Source organism: Flavobacterium chilense, from assembly GCF_001602525.1.
Taxonomy (GTDB): Bacteria; Bacteroidota; Bacteroidia; order Flavobacteriales; family Flavobacteriaceae; genus Flavobacterium; species Flavobacterium chilense.
Genome location: NZ_LSYT01000007.1, coordinates 187,808 through 206,586, shown reverse-complemented (window position 1 = coordinate 206,586; position 18,779 = coordinate 187,808). Strand labels below are relative to the sequence as shown.

The following is an 18,779-nucleotide window of genomic DNA, read 5'->3' as shown; positions in this document are numbered from 1 at the left end:
ATGAAAAATGTGAGATGTCTGTATCAAAAAATACATTTAACATCTCACATTTAACTTATAATTAATTAGCTACTTCACTAATAAATTTAATACGCATTAAACGCAATTCATCAATATCGTAATCGCCATCAAATTCTTTAAGGGCATCTTCGATTTTGTCTGATTCTGATTCCATGAAATAATCGTGAATTTCTTCTTGCTGATCATCATCAAGCATATCATCAACCCAGTATTTAATGTTTAATTTGGTTCCTGAATATACAATTTGCTCCATCTCTTTGATCAGGGCATCCATCGTCAATCCTTTTGCAGAAGCAATATCACTTAAAGGCAATTTTCTGTCGATGTTCTGAATGATGTATAATTTATTGGCTGAATTTACACCTGTAGATTTTACTACTAAATCATCTGGTCGAATGATATCATTATCTTCAACATAACGACTAATTAAGGCTACAAATTCTCCTCCATATTTTTTGGCTTTTCCTTCGCCAACTCCATGAATATTATATAATTCAGTCAATGAAATTGGATATTTTAATGCCATATCTTCAAGTGAAGGATCCTGAAAAACAACAAATGGCGGAACTCCTAATTTCTTAGCTACTTTTTTACGCAGTTCGCGCAACATTCCCATCAAAACTTCATCAGCAGTTCCTGATGATTTTCCTGCAGTTACAATTGCTTCATCATCGGCTTCACTGTATTCATGATCTTCAGACATCATAAACGAAACCGGTTTTTTGATAAAATCCAGACCTTCTTTAGTAATTTTTATTACGCCGTAGGTTTCGATATCTTTTGACAAATAGCCGCTTACCAAGACTTGTCGCAGCAAAGCCATCCAATATTTTTCATCATGATCAGAGCCTGATCCAAAAAAGGATTGCGTATCTGTTTTATGTGCTTTGATTACAGCATTTACACGACCTATTAAAGTAAACACAATTTCTTTTGATTTGTAAATATGTTTGGTATCGCGAACAATTTCAAGCAGTTTAACTACCTGCTCTTTAGCTTCTACTTTATGTTTAGGATTACGAACATTATCATCCATATCTGCACCTTCGCCAGTTTCGCTGTCAAATTCTTCACCAAAATAGTGTAACAGGAATTTTCTACGTGACATTGAGGTTTCGGCGTAAGCCACAACTTCCTGCAACAATGCAAAACCAATCTCTTGTTCGGCTACTGGTTTGCCAGACATGAATTTCTCCAGTTTTTCTACATCTTTATAGGAGTAGTATGCCAAACAATGTCCTTCTCCGCCATCACGACCGGCACGACCGGTTTCCTGATAATAGCTTTCTAATGATTTTGGAATATCGTGATGTATTACAAAACGAACATCCGGTTTGTCGATTCCCATTCCAAAAGCAATTGTTGCAACTACAACATCTACATCTTCCATCAAAAACATATCCTGATGTTTCGCTCTTGTTTTGGCATCTAAACCTGCATGATAAGGAACGGCACTGATTCCGTTAACTTGTAGAACTTCAGAAATCGATTCTACTTTTTTACGGCTCAAACAGTAAATAATACCGGATTTGCCTTTATGTTGTTTAATAAACCGAATAATATCCGATTCTATATTTTTAGTTTTTGTGCGAACTTCGTAGTACAAGTTCGGTCTGTTGAATGATGCTTTAAAAGTATTGGCATCAGACATATCCAGATTTTTAAGAATATCTTCCTGAACTTTTGGCGTTGCAGTTGCGGTAAGTCCAATAATTGGAACCTGACCTAATTGCTTTATTATATTTTTCAGGTTTCGATATTCAGGTCTAAAATCGTGTCCCCATTCTGAAATACAATGCGCTTCATCAATAGCGACAAATGAAATAGGCACACTTTGTAAAAATGCCACATATTCTTCTTTGGTTAAAGACTCTGGAGCCACATACAAAAGTTTCGTGAGACCTGAGGTAATGTCTTTTTTTACTTGTGCTATTTCTGTTTTGGTAAGAGAGGAATTCAGTACATGAGCAATTCCGTTTTCTGACGAAAGACTCCGAATTGCATCAACCTGGTTTTTCATCAAAGCTATCAACGGAGAAACGACAATCGCGGTTCCTTCCTGAATTAAGGCAGGTAATTGATAACAAAGAGACTTTCCACCGCCGGTAGGCATGATTACAAAAGTATTCTTTTTGTTTAAAATACTTGTAATGACTTGCTCCTGCAAACCCTTAAATTGGCTAAAGCCGAAATACTTCTTTAATTCTTTGTGTATTTCAATTTCGTTTGAATTCATTCTTTATTTAAATGGATATTTTTGTATAAATTTGCAACACATAAAGATACAACTTTCTTTTATACATACAAATTTTAAATATTCTGTTTTGATCACAAAAGAAAATATATTGGCGATCGCCAAAAAAACAATACTCTCTGAAAGTGAAGCAATTACAAAACTAATTGATTTTCTGGACGAAAATTTCTACGAAGCAACCCAACGTATTTACGAAACCAAAGGCCGATTGATCGTTACAGGCATCGGAAAAAGCGCCATTATTGCCCAAAAAATGGTTGCTACTTTTAATTCTACAGGCACTCCGTCAATGTTCCTGCATGCTTCTGAAGCTATTCATGGTGACCTGGGAATGATACAAAATGAGGATATTGTAATTTGTATTTCAAAAAGCGGAAACAGCCCAGAAATAAAAGTTTTGGTTCCGTTATTAAAACGTTTCGGAAACATTTTAATTGCTATTACCGGCAATATAACTTCTTCTTTGGCAAAAGGCTCTGACTATGTTTTAAATACAACAGTTGAAATGGAAGCCTGCCCTATAAATCTTGCACCTACAAACAGCACCACTGCACAACTTGTTATGGGTGATGCCCTGGCGGTTTGTTTGATGGAAATGCGAGATTTTAAACCTGAAGATTTTGCCGTATATCATCCCGGAGGTGCTTTGGGCAAAAAACTATTGCTTCGCGTAAAAGACATGATCGAAAATTCATTGAAACCAATGGTTACTCCTGACACATCCATTAAAAAAGCAATCTTTGAGATTTCTGAAAAAAGACTGGGTGTTACAGCAGTAATCGAAAATGATAAAATAGTAGGCATTATTACAGATGGAGACATTAGACGAATGCTAAACGACAGAGATTCTATTGCAGATTTAACAGCAAAGGATATTATGTCAAAAAATCCTAAATTAGTATCTTCAGAAACTATGGCAGTTGATGCCTTGAATATTTTAGAAGATTTTTCAATAACACAATTGATTGTCGCAGACAATGGAGAATACAAAGGCGTATTACATTTACATGACATTTTAAAAGAAGGAATCGTATAATGGCAAAGAAAAACCTTGGCGAGATGTCATTTTTAGACCATCTTGAAGAATTAAGATGGTTATTAGTTAGAAGTACAATTGCAATATGCATTATGGCATTTGTTACTTATTTCATAAGTGATTATTTATTTGATCAGATTATTTTAGGTCCAATACGGCCTACTTTTTTTACTTATGTATGGTTTTGCGATCTATCACATCAATTGGGTTTTGCAGACAGCATTTGTATCACTGAGCTCAATTTCATTATTCAGAATACTGAAATGGAAGGCCAGGTAAATATTTTTGTATGGATGTGTCTTCTGGCAGGTTTCATTTTAAGTTTTCCTTATATATTATGGGAAATATGGAAATTTATCAGCCCTGCTTTATATGAGAAAGAACGTAAAAATGCAAAAGTATTCATTTTTGTTTCGTCGTTGCTTTTCTTCTTAGGCGTTCTATTTGGCTACTATGTTGTAATTCCGATGTCGGTAAACTTCGTTGCTACTTTCTCTGTAAGTGATGTTGTAAAAAATCAATTTACACTTGAGTCTTATATGGGAATGGTAAAAACAAGTATCCTGGGAAGTGCCATATTTTTTGAATTGCCAATTGCCATTTATTTCTTAACTAAGTTAGGATTAGTTACCCCTTCTTTCTTAAGAAAATATTGGAAATATGCCGTAGTAATTATTTTAATTATTGCTGCTATCGTTACTCCTCCAGACGTAGTAAGTCAAACCATTGTAGCTATACCAATGTTGATTATTTACGAAGTGAGTATCCTGATTTCGAAAATTGTTTACAGAAATAAATTGAAAGAAAATGTCTGATATCATACAAGAATTTAATGACTATCGTTCTAAAATGAACGAAAAACTACTCGCTGACAACAACAAAATTGTTAAGCGAATTTTTAACCTTGACACGAATGCTTATGCACCAGGAACTCTTGATGTAAAAACAAAAGAACTTTTGGGCTTAGTAGCTTCTGCCGTTTTACGTTGTGATGATTGTGTAAAATATCACTTAGAAACCAGCCATAAAGAAGGTGTTACAAAAGAAGAAATGATGGAAGCAATGGGAATCGCCACTTTGGTTGGCGGAACAATCGTAATTCCTCATTTACGAAGAGCTTACGAATTCTGGGAAGCTCTTGAAGAACAAGGTAAATAATTAGAAAATGTGCCAATTTAATAATTAGATAATTTCTTTTGAAACACGCTAATTATTTAATTTTTGAAGTACAAATTCTAAATTTTGAAAACGCAATAATTTGTTAATTGATTTATCGGATTGATTATTTTACATTTATTTTGCCTTTCAAATCAATTATAAAATTAAATCTCAGCTAGTTTGTCAATTATCTAATTTTCAAATTATCTAATTATCTAATTAAAAAAAATGAAGCTAAGAGCCGATAATTTAATCAAAACCTACAAAGGACGCAGTGTTGTAAAAGGAATTTCTGTTGAAGTAAATCAAGGGGAAATTGTTGGGCTTTTAGGACCAAATGGTGCAGGAAAAACAACTTCGTTTTATATGATTGTAGGATTGGTAAAACCAAATTCAGGAAACATCTATCTTGATGATTTGAATATTACCGATTATCCAATGTACAAACGTGCTCAACAAGGAATTGGTTATTTGGCACAGGAAGCTTCTGTATTTAGAAAATTAAGTATCGAAGACAATATCCTGAGTGTTTTGCAACTAACAAAATTATCGAAAGAAGCACAAATTGCAAAAATGGAAAGTCTGATCGAAGAATTCAGCTTAGAACATATTCGTACTAACAGAGGAGATTTACTTTCAGGAGGAGAACGTCGTCGTACTGAAATTGCACGTGCTTTGGCAACAGATCCAAAATTTATCTTATTGGACGAACCTTTTGCCGGAGTTGACCCGGTTGCAGTTGAAGACATCCAGAGAATTGTAGCACAATTAAAAAATAAGAACATCGGAATTTTAATTACCGATCACAACGTACAGGAAACGCTGGCCATTACTGACAAAACGTACTTAATGTTTGAAGGTGGAATCTTAAAAGCCGGAATTCCGGAAGATTTAGTGGAGGATGAAATGGTTCGTCGTGTTTATCTTGGACAAAACTTTGAACTTCGTAAAAAGAAATTAGAATTTTAATAAAGTTATAAAAGTTATATGTGAATGGTAAAAAGTGAAATGCAAATTACTTTTTACCATTTTTTTATCTCACATTTCACTTTTACATTTTACAAATAAATTACTCAACCGTAATAAACTGTAATTGCTCTAAATCTCCATTATAGATGTTTACATCAACACGATGTTTGATTCCCGGCAAAGTTGCTTTTTCTGTAAATTGCCAAAAAAGCCAATCGTCTTCAATTTTCTCTCTATAGAAATTATAATTGGCAATCCAGAACAAATATTCTCCAAATTCTTCTTTTAAAAAATCATCATAATATCGTTCGCCTGTATAAATTATCGGACGAACCTGATAGTGTTTTTCTACTTTATTCAACCAGCGCTTTAATCCTTTTTTTAAACTATCCAAAGGCTGATTTTTGGGCAATCTTTCTATATCTAAAACCGGCGGTAAATCACCTTTTTGCAGTTTCACTGTTTTTATAAAAAGATTAGCCTGTTCGATTGAATTTTCGTTAGGTCGATAATAATGATAAGCACCTCTCATGATTTTATTTTCTTTTGCACCATCCCAATTACGCTTAAACTGCCTGTCTACTCTGTCATTTCCGGCTGTTGCACGAACAAAAACAAATTTTACGGGATATTTTTCGTCTAAAATCTCTACCTCATCCCAATCAACTTTTCCCTGAAATTCAGAAACGTCAATTCCGATTACTTTTCCTTTATGATTTTCTAAAACCCGAATATTTCGAACATCAGAAAGATGTTTATCAACCTCATCTTCATCTAAAACTTTATTAGATTTAAAACCAAGATAATATGCCAACCCATCACGATAATGATAGATTGTAACAGCGAAAAGGAACGCTAAGAAAGAGAATACGAAAAAACGAATTACTCTGCTAAAAAAAGATCGGCCTGGTTGAGGTTTTCGGGAATATGAAGTCCGTCGGGTCGTTTTTCTTGCCATTCGAATAAAACTACTTTTTCAAAAACATATTGTTTACTATTGACAGTAAAACATAGAATATGATAATTAAAGGAACTGCACCAAATTGAAACACTAAAAGCAAAACAAATGACAGTACTAAAAATACTATTTGTAACGCATTATCTTTTAAATTAAACTTTTTAATTTTTAAAGAAAATAATGGAATTTCAGCATTCAAAATATAAGCACTGCACAAGGTAATTGCCAGCAAAACCCATTGATTTGTTAATATTTCCAGGATCAGTAATGAATCTGAAAATTTCAAAACCAAAGGTAAACTTAAGATAAACAGTGCATTTGCCGGAGTTGGCAAACCTATAAACGAATCGGTCTGACGTGTATCGATATTAAAATTTGCCAATCGGTAGCAAGATCCTAATGTGATAATAAATCCTAAAAACGGAATAGCCGGGTTTGTTCCTAATTCATGTGCACTATTAGCAAACATAGTATACATAACATAACCTGGTGCAACTCCACTAGTAACCATATCTGCCAAAGAATCTAACTGCAATCCAAGCGGACTAGAAACTTTAAATAATCTGGCAAAAAAACCATCAAAAAAATCAAAGAAAATCCCTAAGCAAACCATATAAAAAGCCATTTCATAATTGGCTTCTGAAATAAAAACAATGGCGATACAACCACAAAATAAATTGATTAGTGTAATTAAATTAGGAATGTGCTTTTTAATATTCATCTTGTATATAATTTGATAATGGTAAGGAACAAATTTAGCATAAATAACGGTATCTAAAAGGTGTTTCGATAAGAGTTTTTGATTTGAAATACGGACTTTGGCAATATTTATCAAAAGGGATAAATTTCCTGAGTAAAATATTATATTTTTGGTAAAAATTAAAACAAGCTCCGGTTTGCTAAAAAATATCCTTTGAAGAAAACTTTAGTGCTTTTATTATGTTGGAGTTGCACATTACAATATGCACAAACCGTTCGAAAATATTCGAATGAATTTATGAATATTGGTGTGGATGCTGCTGCGCTGGGAATGTCGAGTGCAGTAACTGCTTCTACCAATGATGTAAATTCTGTTTATTGGAATCCGGCTGGTTTGACCAATCTTGAAGATCATCAAATTTCGTTAATGCATGCTAATTACTTTGCTAATATTGCACAATACGATTATATAGGATATGCAAGCCCCATTGATGACAGAAGTGCCTGGGGAATTTCTATGATTCGTTTTGGTGTGGATGACATTATGGACACTACACAATTGATCGATAATCAGGGAAATATTGACTACAACAGAATCAGATTGTTTTCGACTGCTGATTATGGTTTTACTTTTTCTTATGCCCGAAAATTACCTGTTGACGGATTTCAATATGGTGTAAATGCAAAAGTAATCAGACGAATTATTGGAAAATTTGCCAATTCGTGGGGTTTTGGTTTTGATGTTGGATTGCAGTTTGAACGTAATGACTGGAAATTTGGATTAATGCTTCGTGATATTACGACGACTTATAATGTATGGAATATCGACGAAGAGGAATATGCAAAGATTGCCAATGCAATTCCGGGCGAGAATAATGAACTGCCGGAAAGTACTGAAATTACATTGCCAAAAGCACAGTTAGGAGTTTCTAAAAGATTTGACTTTCATTATGACTACAGTCTTTTAGTTGCTACCAATTTGAATATGAGATTTGAGCGAACTAACGATATTATATCCTCTAAGGTAGTAAGTGTTGATCCTGCAATTGGATTTGAATTTGGTTATACTGATCTTGTTTTTTTAAGAGCCGGAGCAGGAAATTTCCAAAATGTAACTCAACTGGACAATACTGAGAAGCTTAATTTTCAACCTAACATTGGTTTAGGCTTTAAATATAAAGGGATTCAGATTGATTATGCTTTGACTGATTTAGGAAATCAAAGTGCGGCTTTGTATTCGAATATTTTTTCTCTGAAAGTAGATTTAGGTATCTTTAGATAATTTTTTACCATCATTAAACTTCTTAAAATTTTAAATCATGAAAAATGTCATTTTAAAAAAAACACTTTTTAGTTTACTATTATTACTAAGTTTTATTGGTTTTAGCCAAAATGTTCCTTTATCGAAAGATGCTAAAATAAGTGTTATTACTTGCGGACTGGGCAATGAAACTTATTCTTACTTTGGTCATACTGCAATAAGAGTTGCTGATCCTGTAAATAATATTGATGTTGTATACAATTATGGAGCCTTTGATTTTTCGACTCCAAATTTCGTGGCAAAATTTGCGAAAGGAGATTTACAGTATTTTGTGGTTGCTCATTCTTTTTTCGATTTTATAACGGATTACACAAATGAAAAAAGGAGCGTTTATGAACAAGAACTGATTATTCCTCAAGAGATAAAGCAAAAACTTTTTGACAATTTAAACACTACTTTACTTTCTGAAGATCGTTATTACACCTATAAATTTATTGATAAAAACTGTACTTCTATGGTTGTTGATATTATCAATAAAACTTTAAACGGAAATGTAATAACAAAAAAAGAAGATACAGACAAAACATATCGTTCCATTTTATTTCCTTATTTTGATGGTCATTTTTATGATCAATTAGGAACAAGTATCATCTTTGGAACAAAAGTCGATCAATTGGGAACGAGAATATTTTTGCCTTTTGATTTAAAAAACAGTTTAGAGAAAACCACTTATCAAAATCATCCTTTAGTAACCAAGAGTAAAACATTGCTTAGTTTTGAAAAAGAAACCCCAACTTCATGGTGGAATAATGTATATACCTATCTTTTTATTCTGCTCTTTGTTGTTTTAGTGCACAATAAAATAGTCGATAAAATCTACCTTTTGATTTTATCTTTAATGGGAGTCTTTTTTATCTCTATTGGATTTTATTCACTTCACCAGGAATTGGCAATGAATTACAATATATTATTGTTTAGCCCGCTTTTATTGATTCTGCTTCTTTTTTCTGCTCTCAAAAATAAAAGATGGACGTATCGATCTGCCGTTTTACATTTGCTTTTCCTGATCGTTTACACTATTTTCCTAATCAACAAAGCACACTTTTGGATCGTTTTACCAATGATCATCACAAGCGGATTTGTTTTAGTAAGAGTCGCTATTCGAAATAAAAAACGTATTCCGATTATTATTTAAATTATTGTCCGCGATAGAATAAAACTGTCGTAATGGTTTTAAACGTAATACTTAAATCCAGAAAAATGCTTCTGTGTTTGATGTAGTATAAATCATATTGTAGTTTTACGAGGCTTTCTTCAATAGATTCTCCATACGAGTAATTAACTTGTGCCCATCCTGTAAGTCCTGGTTTTATAACGTGTCGGGTTTCATAAAAAGGCATGATTTGAGCTATTTCATCAACAAAAAATGGTCTTTCAGGTCTTGGTCCAATAACAGCCATATCTCCTCTTAAAACATTAAAAAACTGAGGCAATTCATCAATTCTTGATTTACGCATCATTTTACCAAACGGAGTAACTCTAACATCATTTGAAGTTGCAAAAACAACTCCGTTAGATTCCGAGTTTTTTACCATAGTTCTAAATTTATAAATCTTAAATACAATTCCGTTTTTACCTACCCGTTCCTGTGTATAAAACAAAGAACCTTTGTTTGCTAATAGATTTCCAACAAAAATAAAAGGAATAAAAAGAACACAAATTACCAATCCGGAAAAAGAAAACAGAAGTTCCAGAAAGCGTACAAGGAACAAATACAATTTATTATTATTACTTCTGCTAAAAGGAAAAAACCGATAGAAATCTCTTGAGATGTAATGTACCGGAATACGTTGCGTTTTACTTTCGTATACTTGTGTATATTCACGAATGACATTTCCGGATTCTAACAAGTGGAGTAATTGCTGATAGAGATCTGGTGTAATTCCGTCTGTTTTTTGAGAAGCTATAACAATTTCTGAAACCTGATTTTTAAGCACGAAGCTTTCTAAATTGTTCTTCTTAATTTCCTTTACATAGTGAATATTAGAATCTTCATCTGAAACTGAATCTGAATTTACAAAACCAATAATTTTATAATGAGGATCAACACTTTCAAGTCCTGAAACTAATTCTTCGACTTCATTCTCATCACATATTAAAACTACATTTTGCGAAAATCTGTGAGAAGCCAGGAAATATACATAAAACAATCGCCATAGCAATAACGTAATTAATATTGTAGAATAAAATATCAATATAATTAATCTTTGCTTAGGCAGCTCTGGAGATAAAACAGGTGTAAATAAATAAGCTAAAGCTGAAGAAGTAGCCGTAAACACCACACTTTGAATAATTTGCAACTGATTACTGGCAACCTGCAAATTATACATTTCGAATATTACTCCAAAAACATAAATGTAAATAAGCAATAGAATAATACTTAAAGAATTACTACTATCAAAAACGAAATAATGGTAATCAAATATTAAACTTAACAGATATAAGGCAGATAAAATAAAAATAGCATCAAAAACAAGAAGTAGTATTCTCCTTTCCGAAATTTCGAAATGCATTTTAAAGTTTTGAGACATTTAATCAGTTTGTTAGGGGCTTAAACTTGAGGCAAATGTATTATAAAAAAATAGATTTCATTCTACGGAATTTTCTACTTTTTCAGGAATTTTAACCTGAACAAAAAGAAGTGACAATGCATACACAAAAGCAGGAGCTGCAGTACGCATTGCGGCATGATTAATCGTTAAAAGCCAAAAGACAAAGAATGATAGAAAATACAAATGCTGCCTGTTATTAACATAAACTACAAAAGGAGTTATAGCAAGTATCAAAAGTCCAAAAACACCAAACAAACCATGCTCACTTAGCATACGTGTAATTTCGTTATGTGAAGCAACTTCAGCTCCAAAAGTTTCTTTTCGAACTTCTTTACCCATTCCTGCTCCTATACCTAATATTGGATTATCAATAAAAACGCTTAGTTCTTCATTCATAATCTCTTCTCTACCACCTAAACGATCTTTTTTTGTTCTTCCTGCTGCATCTTTATTTGCATAACGTTTTTCTATCAAACCTTTAGTTTGAAAAGAAGAATAACTCCAAACACCGGCGGCTATTAAACCTGTCAGAAAAAAAACTACAACAAACTTTTTTTTGCCTTTGTCATTTGAATAAACATATAACAGAAACAATAAAAATACAATCATAGCAACTGCTGTAATAATACCTCCTCTGGAAAAAGTTACAATACCCCTGTAAGTAATAAATACTAGTAAAATTCCATTTAAAATAATTGCCTTTTTTGATTTTGAGAATAATATTAATTGTGTAAAAAAAACAAACATCCCTAAGCCCAAAATTGTTGAAACCTGATTAGGGCCAAATCCCCCTGAGGTTTCAAAATTAGATTGGGTTCCTGTTACTACATCCCTCACACTCGGATTGTATAAAAATAAATAAATTGTGGTACTAACTATTGGCAATCCCATTACAACTAATACATTTTGTAAATCAGTAAACAAAATTCTTCTTTTAAACATGTATATCGAAGATATGGCCAAACAAACCGGACCAGATAAATTGAAAACTAATGATTTTTTAATATCAATTGAAGGATTAAAAACAGTAGATGTAATTAAAATACCCGGAATTAATAAAATAAGAAAGAACCAATAAACAAATCCACTAGTGGAGAAGTTACTATAAATCATACCTAATAGCATGAAAAAAATTACATTTACCTTAACAAACTCATTATTAAAATTCCCTCCCGTCATTCTTAAAAGAACCTCAACACCAACTAAATATGCCGCCACTAATAGCACTTCATTTTTTTTGTTCTTGGTTCTATAAACAATAAAAAAACCAACTACAGGAATTAGAATAGCATATATTTTAGACAAAAAAGGAACTGCAAAAACCACTACAGCAATTACTGCATGGATTAAAAGCAGGAAGTTATAAGGTGTTTTTCTTTTTTTCATCTTTTATTTATTGTTTTCCTGCAGCAAAAGTAAGCAAAGATTCCAACCATAAAATATACTCTCTTATAATTGCTGTTTCACTAAAATTTAACTGGACTTTATTGTGTAATTCAAAAGCCATTCTATCTCTGCACTTTTCAGACAAGATAAGTCTTTCAATAGCAGTGAGCAGTTCATCCAAATTATTAGATTCTACAATTAATCCTTCTTTTTCAGAAGTAATGACTTTTAAAATTTCACCTACGTTTGTTGCAATCACAGGCAATTTATATAAACCGTACTCTAAAACAGCCAATGGAAGCCCCTCAGAAAGTGACGGTAAAACAGCTATTTGACATTGCTGTAATGCAGATCCAACATTATTAGTTGTTCCATAAAAGAAAACAGTTTCCTTAAGGTTTAAATCATTGACTTTTTGCTTCAAAACTTTAGAATAAGAATCTTCAAAGTCTTTTCCGAACAAATGAAATGTCCAATCGGGATATTTATCTTTTAGCAAATTAGCCGCATTAATTAATAATTCGTGATTTTTTTGCGGACGTAAATTAGCTACACAAATAATCCTCTTACCTTCAAGTCCGTTTAATATTTGTTTTTCATTAGAAATGGTATTCACTATGAAATTAGGGAAATAAACAGTATTTGGACACCATAAATAAGAAATTGCCCAATCTTTTAAAGCTGAATTTACAGAAATAATTCCTGTAAAGAAAAAAGAACTTAACTTTAACACTACACTCTTTCGAGAAGATAAATCTTGTGAAATACCATAATGATCGTGCCAAATAACTTTAATATTGGGTGAGATCGATTTAACTAAAATTGAAATAAAAAAAGAAGAACTGTGAGCATGAATTACATCGATTTTGTTCTCCTTTATATATTTACGTAAGGTAAAAATGGCTTGAAGATCTATTTTTTTCCTTTTCTTTAAAAACAAATATGAAACTTTATTATCAATCTGATTTACTAATAAACCTTCTTTTCGGGAAACAATTAAACCTGAAAATTCAATATTCTTTGACAGTGCATTAGCATAGTTTACTGCCATACGTTCTGCACCTCCAGCTTCTAAAGAATCTATTATTTGTACAACTCTCATTTTAATAATAGCTTTTTAATCTCGGCTTCAAAAAAATCCGTTGTATAGTTCTGTGACCATTTTACAGCTAAACTACTTTTTGCAAAAAAACTTTTTTCGTCTTTGATTATTTGGTCTATTTGATTTACATCTTTTTCTAAATCCATATCTAACAAAACACCTCTATTACCATAATCTAACATAAAAGGCACGCAAGAAACTTTACTTGCAATGGGCACACATCCCCAAAACATCCCTTCTGCAATAGCCTTTGGCCATCCTTCGCTTTTTGAAGGCAGAATAACAAAATGACTTTTTTGATAAGCTTTTTTGAGTATATCATTGTTTTGATTTCCATGTAAAACAACTAAATTTTCTAAGCCATTTGCTTTAATATAATTTTCTAACTCAAATCGTTCGGTCCCTTCTCCATAAATATTTAGGTTTACTTTATATTTATTTTCTATTAATGCTTTAGCTAATTTTATAGCATAAATTGGATTTTTACCCGAAACTAAACTTCCAACAAAAATAAATTCTATTGTATTACTAAGACTTGGTTTTTCAACAATTTCTTTTTCAGGTTCTGAATAAGTAGCTGTAAAAAAAGGTTTAATATTTTTAGATTGATTATTCCAATCGCCATAAACCAAAACATCGATGTTACGGGTCAAAAAACTATTTTTTAGAATCCACTTTTGAACTTTATAGGTATAAGGCTGCTTACTTTTAGGATCCCAATTACCCGCATACTTAGCTGTTTTAGGCTTATTGGGAAATAAAATTTGAACAAGACAAGCTATCATACCCATATTTCCCGGACAACGTAAATGAATATGATCTGAATTTTTCATAGCATAAAATACACTCCTGAAAATTATTGGAAATTTAAAAAATGCCTTTAATCTGGCATTAAAACTATTAAAGCTAAAATCGGGAACTTTTATAAAATCAATGTTACCATGTTTATATGCAACATCTATTTTAGTTAAGTTGTCACTTTTTAATGGTGCTACAATAATTACTTCATCGACATATTTAAACCAAATATTCATTTCACGAACATAAGGTGCATAACCAAAATATTGATTGGCAGACTCTATATGCTGTACATGAGTTATTATCGCAAACTTCATTATTTAATTTTTGGTTTATTAATTATCAGGCTTAAAAAACCAATACTTCTCCCTAAGGTTTCAGTAAAAGCTGCTTTTTTATTTTGTGCAGTTAAAATATTTGTTGATCGTATTAAAGTCAATAAGCACGTAATCAGATTCCATTTTAGACGATCTTTAAAATTAGGATTGGGATTTTTAATTCTCCAAACATACCAGCCATTTCTAACTACCATTTTTCCATAATAATACTGATTGGGTCTTCCTGTTTCTGCATGAAAATGATCTAATTTTGCGGCTGTATTTACATACAATTTACCAATCTTTGCGACTCTTAATGTAAAATCAGCATCTTCATATAAACCGTAACCCTCAAAATAAATTGAAAAAGAAAGCTTTTCAAAAACTGATTTTTTAAATGAAGAAACACCTCCCATTAATTGCTCAACTTCATATATTTTACCACTTGGTGGCAAAAAACCCACACTTCTGCCATGTGAAAATAAAGGAGAAAAACCGGGAGGATAATTACTGTCTAAATGAAGTTTTTTTCGTAAAATGAATCTACTTCCATCTTTACGTTTCCATCCATCAAAATAGAACTCATTAATTTGGGGGATATAATTTTCTGTTGATTTTTCCCATTTTACTTCATTAGAAATATAACCTCCTACACCTAAAGCTTCAGGAAACACAATATAGGTTTTCAACAAATTTTCAAAATAATCTGATTCTAAAATCGTATCATCATCTAAAAAACAAACAATATCAATATCTTGAGTGACTTTATTAATTCCGAAATTTCTTTGTTTGGTAAGTCCTCGATCTTGATCATCAACTAAAAAATACTTCAAATTTTCGAATGAATTTTGACTTAAAATAATTTCTGATTCATTATTTACAGAACCGTCAATAATTAAAATTTCATCAGGATATACTGTTTGTGTCTTAACCGATTGCAGTAACTCCAGCAAAGGCTTTGGACGCATATAAGTACAAATTATTAAGGAAAATTTCATGAATTAAATTTTATAATTTTTTTATTGAAATAAAAAAATAAAAATCGTTTTGCAACAATCTTTGAATGCAAAGAATAACCAGCCTTTTCAATGCCCCGAATTGAATTTTTATTATTACTGTTAACTAATATAAAAACCTCAGGTTTCCCATTCTCAATAATTTCGTTTGCTATTTTATTAATAACAAAAGGATAAATTGATTGCCCCCTGTATTGATCAATTGTAAAGCAATCTCCTATTGCCGGTCCTTTTTTATCAATCAATTTCAAAATATGTAATGATTTAAAAACATAACTATTATGTATAATTTTATCATTTTCTTTTATATAATATCTTATTTTATTGTTTGAAATTTTTTCTTCTTCTATTGTAAATGAAATCAGGTTTTCAAAAAGAACTGGTCTTGAAATTTGATAGACTAAAATATCTATCAAAACAATTTTAAAATATTTTTTTAAATACTTCATTTTTTTCTTTTCATTAAAAATGAGAGAATTTTAGAGATCTGCGATTTATAAGGTTTAAAATATTTCTCAACAAATAGATATGTTTTAAAGTATATTGGCTTCAATATCAAATAATAGTGAGGATCTTCAAAGGAAATTGATTTAGCTAAAAATTTTGATTTAAAATTTTGAACACCTAATGACCCTCCCATAGAAATATTATACCCTTTATAGCCAAGGTCGTATGATTTTTTTATAAGCTCCCAATGTATAGCATAGCCAACGTTTGATCCTAATTCATCTTTATTTGTTCCACCTGAAATATAGGATAGATAATTACCGCAATTAACAACAAAAGCAGCACCTTTTATTTCATTATTTACACTAATAGTCAATAAAAATGCTCGTTTTTTGTCTATTAAACTTAGAATTGTTTTCCTAAAATCTTTGAATGCACGAACTGAATAATTACCAGATTTAGCATTTTTTTCTATTAAATTATATGCTATTTTACAATCTTCTTCAGTTACAGGATATGCTATTTCAATTTTTTTTCTATAAGCTAAATTAATATTTCGTCTAGTTTGAACCGTAAATCTCTTTAATAATTCATCTGAAGTTTCAGCTTGATCAAAATTCAGCCAATTGATTCCATAAGAACTATAAATATATTTAAACAAACTTCCTTTCTTCTCTAAAATACCTATTTCTTTTTTCAGATTTAAATCATATGTATATGATTTAATATTATTGTTTTCTGAGAAAGGTAAGCTATACTGTAAATAACAACAGTTTATCTCTTTTGCTCGTAACCGAATTTCCTTAAGTAAAAAGGAAAGATTATTTTCAAAATTGTCTAAAAATATTGGACCATGTGGTAAAATATAAAACTTAAAAAAAAACACTTTGGCTATTATAGCTCCAAAACCACCAATGATTTTTCCATTATCTAAGCATATTCCTATTTCAAAATCAAAACCATAAGATTCATAGGATTGCAACCAATCAGAAAATATTAAATGACTACCTCTATCATTCAAGAAGACAAATTCATCCCATTTCTCAAGCCATTTGATGTCTTTAGTAAAAAATATGTCCATTAACTAATATTTCTAAATATTAGACCAGAATTAATTTTCTCAAACACAATACCATTATTATCAATATCTAAGAGTACTTTTTCAAAACCAGACCAATAGTTAATCAGTTCTGTAAGAGTTGGGTTCCAAATTTCTTCATTTAAAATTTTGCTTGCAAGAAACTTAAAGTTTTTGACTACATTTTCATTTATTGTTACTGAGGTTGAAAATAGTTTTCCGCTATGATATTCTAATGGAACCGAAAAATATGTATGGGCAATAAAAACACCTTTTTCATTCATTAAATTTATTATGTTTTTTTGAGATAATGATTTCTCAAAATCTAGCATTTCTAAAGTTTGAAAAATATAAACCTCTTCATTTGCTATAATATGTTTAAATACTATTGGTGAGTATTTAGCTAATTTATAAGGTCTATTCTTCGTACTGTTCCAAAAAAATAAAATCGAAAAAATAGAAGTTCCAAGCGTTAAAAAATCTTTTATTAATGGAAAAATTGATTTTATATTTTTCTGGAAAAATAACTTTTTAAAATTTGACGCTGTATTTTTATATTTCAAAATCATATCTTCTTCATTATAGTAATGAAAAATAATATTTTTGATCATGAGTTGGATTTTCTTTAAGAATCCAAGGCTTTTATTTCCATTTAAAAAGCTTGACAATGTAAAATGTTTCTTATTAAACTGATTTATTACACCCGTAGTTGCCGTTCCTGAATCAATATAATTCCAAAGTGTCGTGATATTCTTATCAATTAATATATTTTCAAAATCATATTCTTCTATGTCATTTTTCTTTAAAAGTGAAAAATTATAAGGTTGAAATCCATGATCAATCCAAACCTGAATGTTATTTAAAGGAGGCATAAATTGTCTAAAATCCTCAAAACTTTCGAAATCTGATTTGAGGGATTGCGACAATGAATGGTAACATAATTCGTGTCCATCGTTTACCCAATTTAAAAGTTCATCCTTTTGATTTTGAAAAGAGGCATTATCTTGTCTTTTTGAAAAATGATTCAAAAAGAAACCTTTAGTAATTTTTATACCATGTTCTTTAAAAAAACTCCTTTGAATCGTTAAATTTTCAGCCGTATCAAAATCGCAATGATCTGTAAAACAAGCAACTGCTGTAAAAGGTTTTTTTGACCGACTAAACTCAATCCCTTCATTTTTAGGCAACAATAATGCAGGGTTTTCAATAAAATTAAACTTTTGTTTGGCTTGTGAAATGTTTTTTTTATTGTCGTCTCCCAAATAATCTGTTAGAGGAGCAGCAAATTCAGGATTAAATCTCCAAAGCAAAATTGTTGGGGCATCTGAATCTATTTCCCAAATTCCAGTTGTTAAATTAGCCTGAATAATTTGGTTATTTTGAAGCTTTATAATTTTTGGACTATACTCATTTGCAATTTTATTCTCCTTGCAATTTACCCATTTGTAATCATGATCTCTAAATTGCACTATCTCTTCTGAGAAGATAATTTTTATATCAAAAGAATCGCAGCTTGAAAGATTAATATTCGCTAAATCAATAACAACCTTATGTGATTGATGATCATAGGGAAGTGTATAGTTTTCCAGCGGCTTTATAAAAGTTATAGATTGTATCAAAATTTATTACAAATTAATTAATATTTTATAAGAGATAATTACGCTAAT

Annotated in this window: 17 protein-coding genes; 6 read left to right on the top strand and 11 right to left on the bottom strand. The window is 31.0% G+C overall.

From position 1 onward, the window contains the following. Window positions 1–61 precede the first annotated feature (61 nt). Entirely contained in the window at window positions 62–2,257 is a 2,196-nt protein-coding gene (gene recQ, locus A4F88_RS17240; RefSeq protein WP_068843874.1) for a DNA helicase RecQ, read from the bottom strand. 88 nt (window positions 2,258–2,345) lie between these two features. Here recQ and A4F88_RS17235 point away from each other — a divergent pair, with 88 nt between their 5' ends. From A4F88_RS17235 to lptB, 4 genes are all read left to right on the top strand, one after another. After that, on the top strand, window positions 2,346–3,311 hold the full coding sequence (locus A4F88_RS17235; protein WP_068843873.1) for a KpsF/GutQ family sugar-phosphate isomerase: 966 nt from the start codon (window positions 2,346–2,348) through the stop codon (window positions 3,309–3,311). Further along, window positions 3,311–4,126, top strand: coding sequence for a twin-arginine translocase subunit TatC (gene tatC, locus A4F88_RS17230; RefSeq protein ID WP_068843872.1), 816 nt, complete (start codon window positions 3,311–3,313; stop codon window positions 4,124–4,126). The genes A4F88_RS17235 and tatC overlap by 1 nt, the downstream gene beginning before the upstream one ends. After that, the gene (locus A4F88_RS17225; protein WP_068843871.1) at window positions 4,119–4,469 is read left to right on the top strand and encodes a carboxymuconolactone decarboxylase family protein; all 351 of its coding nucleotides are present in this window, start codon (window positions 4,119–4,121) and stop codon (window positions 4,467–4,469) included. The genes tatC and A4F88_RS17225 overlap by 8 nt, the downstream gene beginning before the upstream one ends. A gap of 228 nt (window positions 4,470–4,697) precedes the next feature. Beyond that, window positions 4,698–5,438, top strand: coding sequence for an LPS export ABC transporter ATP-binding protein (gene lptB / locus A4F88_RS17220; RefSeq protein ID WP_068843870.1), 741 nt, complete (start codon window positions 4,698–4,700; stop codon window positions 5,436–5,438). A 100-nt stretch (window positions 5,439–5,538) separates the two neighbouring features. Here lptB and A4F88_RS17215 read toward each other — a convergent pair whose 3' ends face one another. After that, window positions 5,539–6,396, bottom strand: a complete 858-nt coding sequence (locus A4F88_RS17215; RefSeq protein WP_068843869.1) for a glycoside hydrolase family 25 protein — start codon at window positions 6,394–6,396, stop codon at window positions 5,539–5,541. A 10-nt stretch (window positions 6,397–6,406) separates the two neighbouring features. Continuing rightward, window positions 6,407–7,117, bottom strand: coding sequence for a CDP-alcohol phosphatidyltransferase family protein (locus A4F88_RS17210; RefSeq protein WP_068843868.1), 711 nt, complete (start codon window positions 7,115–7,117; stop codon window positions 6,407–6,409). Between the two features lie 192 nt (window positions 7,118–7,309). Between A4F88_RS17210 and A4F88_RS17205 the strand changes: the two genes are divergently transcribed. Together A4F88_RS17205 and A4F88_RS17200 are read left to right on the top strand one after the other, a co-directional pair. Continuing rightward, entirely contained in the window at window positions 7,310–8,377 is a 1,068-nt protein-coding gene (locus A4F88_RS17205) for a putative type IX sorting system protein PorV2 (protein WP_245179154.1), read from the top strand. A 37-nt stretch (window positions 8,378–8,414) separates the two neighbouring features. Then, complete coding sequence (locus A4F88_RS17200) at window positions 8,415–9,551, top strand: lipoprotein N-acyltransferase Lnb domain-containing protein (protein ID WP_068843866.1); 1,137 nt, start codon at window positions 8,415–8,417, stop codon at window positions 9,549–9,551. Window position 9,552: 1 nt separating this feature from the next. Here A4F88_RS17200 and A4F88_RS17195 read toward each other — a convergent pair whose 3' ends face one another. The 8 genes from A4F88_RS17195 to A4F88_RS17160 are packed head-to-tail and all read right to left on the bottom strand — an operon-like array spanning window position 9,553 to window position 18,731. Continuing rightward, complete coding sequence (locus A4F88_RS17195; RefSeq protein WP_068843865.1) at window positions 9,553–10,947, bottom strand: sugar transferase; 1,395 nt, start codon at window positions 10,945–10,947, stop codon at window positions 9,553–9,555. Window positions 10,948–11,004: 57 nt separating this feature from the next. Beyond that, window positions 11,005–12,354 (bottom strand): O-antigen ligase family protein, encoded by a 1,350-nt coding sequence (locus A4F88_RS17190; protein WP_068843864.1) that lies wholly within the window; start codon window positions 12,352–12,354, stop codon window positions 11,005–11,007. Between the two features lie 7 nt (window positions 12,355–12,361). Beyond that, complete coding sequence (locus tag A4F88_RS17185) at window positions 12,362–13,456, bottom strand: glycosyltransferase (RefSeq protein ID WP_068843863.1); 1,095 nt, start codon at window positions 13,454–13,456, stop codon at window positions 12,362–12,364. After that, window positions 13,453–14,571, bottom strand: a complete 1,119-nt coding sequence (locus tag A4F88_RS17180; protein WP_068843862.1) for a glycosyltransferase — start codon at window positions 14,569–14,571, stop codon at window positions 13,453–13,455. Before A4F88_RS17180 ends, A4F88_RS17185 begins: the two co-directional genes overlap by 4 nt. Beyond that, window positions 14,571–15,569: a glycosyltransferase family 2 protein gene (locus tag A4F88_RS17175; protein ID WP_068843861.1), complete on the bottom strand. Its 999-nt coding sequence runs from the start codon at window positions 15,567–15,569 to the stop codon at window positions 14,571–14,573. Before A4F88_RS17175 ends, A4F88_RS17180 begins: the two co-directional genes overlap by 1 nt. Continuing rightward, window positions 15,566–16,036: a hypothetical protein gene (locus A4F88_RS17170; RefSeq protein WP_068843860.1), complete on the bottom strand. Its 471-nt coding sequence runs from the start codon at window positions 16,034–16,036 to the stop codon at window positions 15,566–15,568. Before A4F88_RS17170 ends, A4F88_RS17175 begins: the two co-directional genes overlap by 4 nt. Further along, entirely contained in the window at window positions 16,033–17,115 is a 1,083-nt protein-coding gene (locus A4F88_RS17165) for a lipid II:glycine glycyltransferase FemX (protein WP_068843859.1), read from the bottom strand. Before A4F88_RS17165 ends, A4F88_RS17170 begins: the two co-directional genes overlap by 4 nt. Beyond that, window positions 17,115–18,731: a hypothetical protein gene (locus tag A4F88_RS17160; protein WP_068843858.1), complete on the bottom strand. Its 1,617-nt coding sequence runs from the start codon at window positions 18,729–18,731 to the stop codon at window positions 17,115–17,117. The genes A4F88_RS17165 and A4F88_RS17160 overlap by 1 nt, the downstream gene beginning before the upstream one ends. Window positions 18,732–18,779: the final 48 nt, after the last annotated feature.

Coding starts and splice junctions, on each gene's coding strand:
- recQ (WP_068843874.1), bottom strand. CDS start 2,257: ATGAATTCAAACGAAATTGAAATACACAAAGAATTAAAGAAGTATTTC.
- tatC (WP_068843872.1), top strand. CDS start 3,311: ATGGCAAAGAAAAACCTTGGCGAGATGTCATTTTTAGACCATCTTGAA.
- A4F88_RS17225 (WP_068843871.1), top strand. CDS start 4,119: ATGTCTGATATCATACAAGAATTTAATGACTATCGTTCTAAAATGAAC.
- lptB (WP_068843870.1), top strand. CDS start 4,698: ATGAAGCTAAGAGCCGATAATTTAATCAAAACCTACAAAGGACGCAGT.
- A4F88_RS17215 (WP_068843869.1), bottom strand. CDS start 6,396: ATGGCAAGAAAAACGACCCGACGGACTTCATATTCCCGAAAACCTCAA.
- A4F88_RS17210 (WP_068843868.1), bottom strand. CDS start 7,117: ATGAATATTAAAAAGCACATTCCTAATTTAATTACACTAATCAATTTA.
- A4F88_RS17200 (WP_068843866.1), top strand. CDS start 8,415: ATGAAAAATGTCATTTTAAAAAAAACACTTTTTAGTTTACTATTATTA.
- A4F88_RS17195 (WP_068843865.1), bottom strand. CDS start 10,947: ATGTCTCAAAACTTTAAAATGCATTTCGAAATTTCGGAAAGGAGAATA.
- A4F88_RS17190 (WP_068843864.1), bottom strand. CDS start 12,354: ATGAAAAAAAGAAAAACACCTTATAACTTCCTGCTTTTAATCCATGCA.
- A4F88_RS17185 (WP_068843863.1), bottom strand. CDS start 13,456: ATGAGAGTTGTACAAATAATAGATTCTTTAGAAGCTGGAGGTGCAGAA.
- A4F88_RS17180 (WP_068843862.1), bottom strand. CDS start 14,571: ATGAAGTTTGCGATAATAACTCATGTACAGCATATAGAGTCTGCCAAT.
- A4F88_RS17175 (WP_068843861.1), bottom strand. CDS start 15,569: ATGAAATTTTCCTTAATAATTTGTACTTATATGCGTCCAAAGCCTTTG.
- A4F88_RS17170 (WP_068843860.1), bottom strand. CDS start 16,036: ATGAAGTATTTAAAAAAATATTTTAAAATTGTTTTGATAGATATTTTA.
- A4F88_RS17165 (WP_068843859.1), bottom strand. CDS start 17,115: ATGGACATATTTTTTACTAAAGACATCAAATGGCTTGAGAAATGGGAT.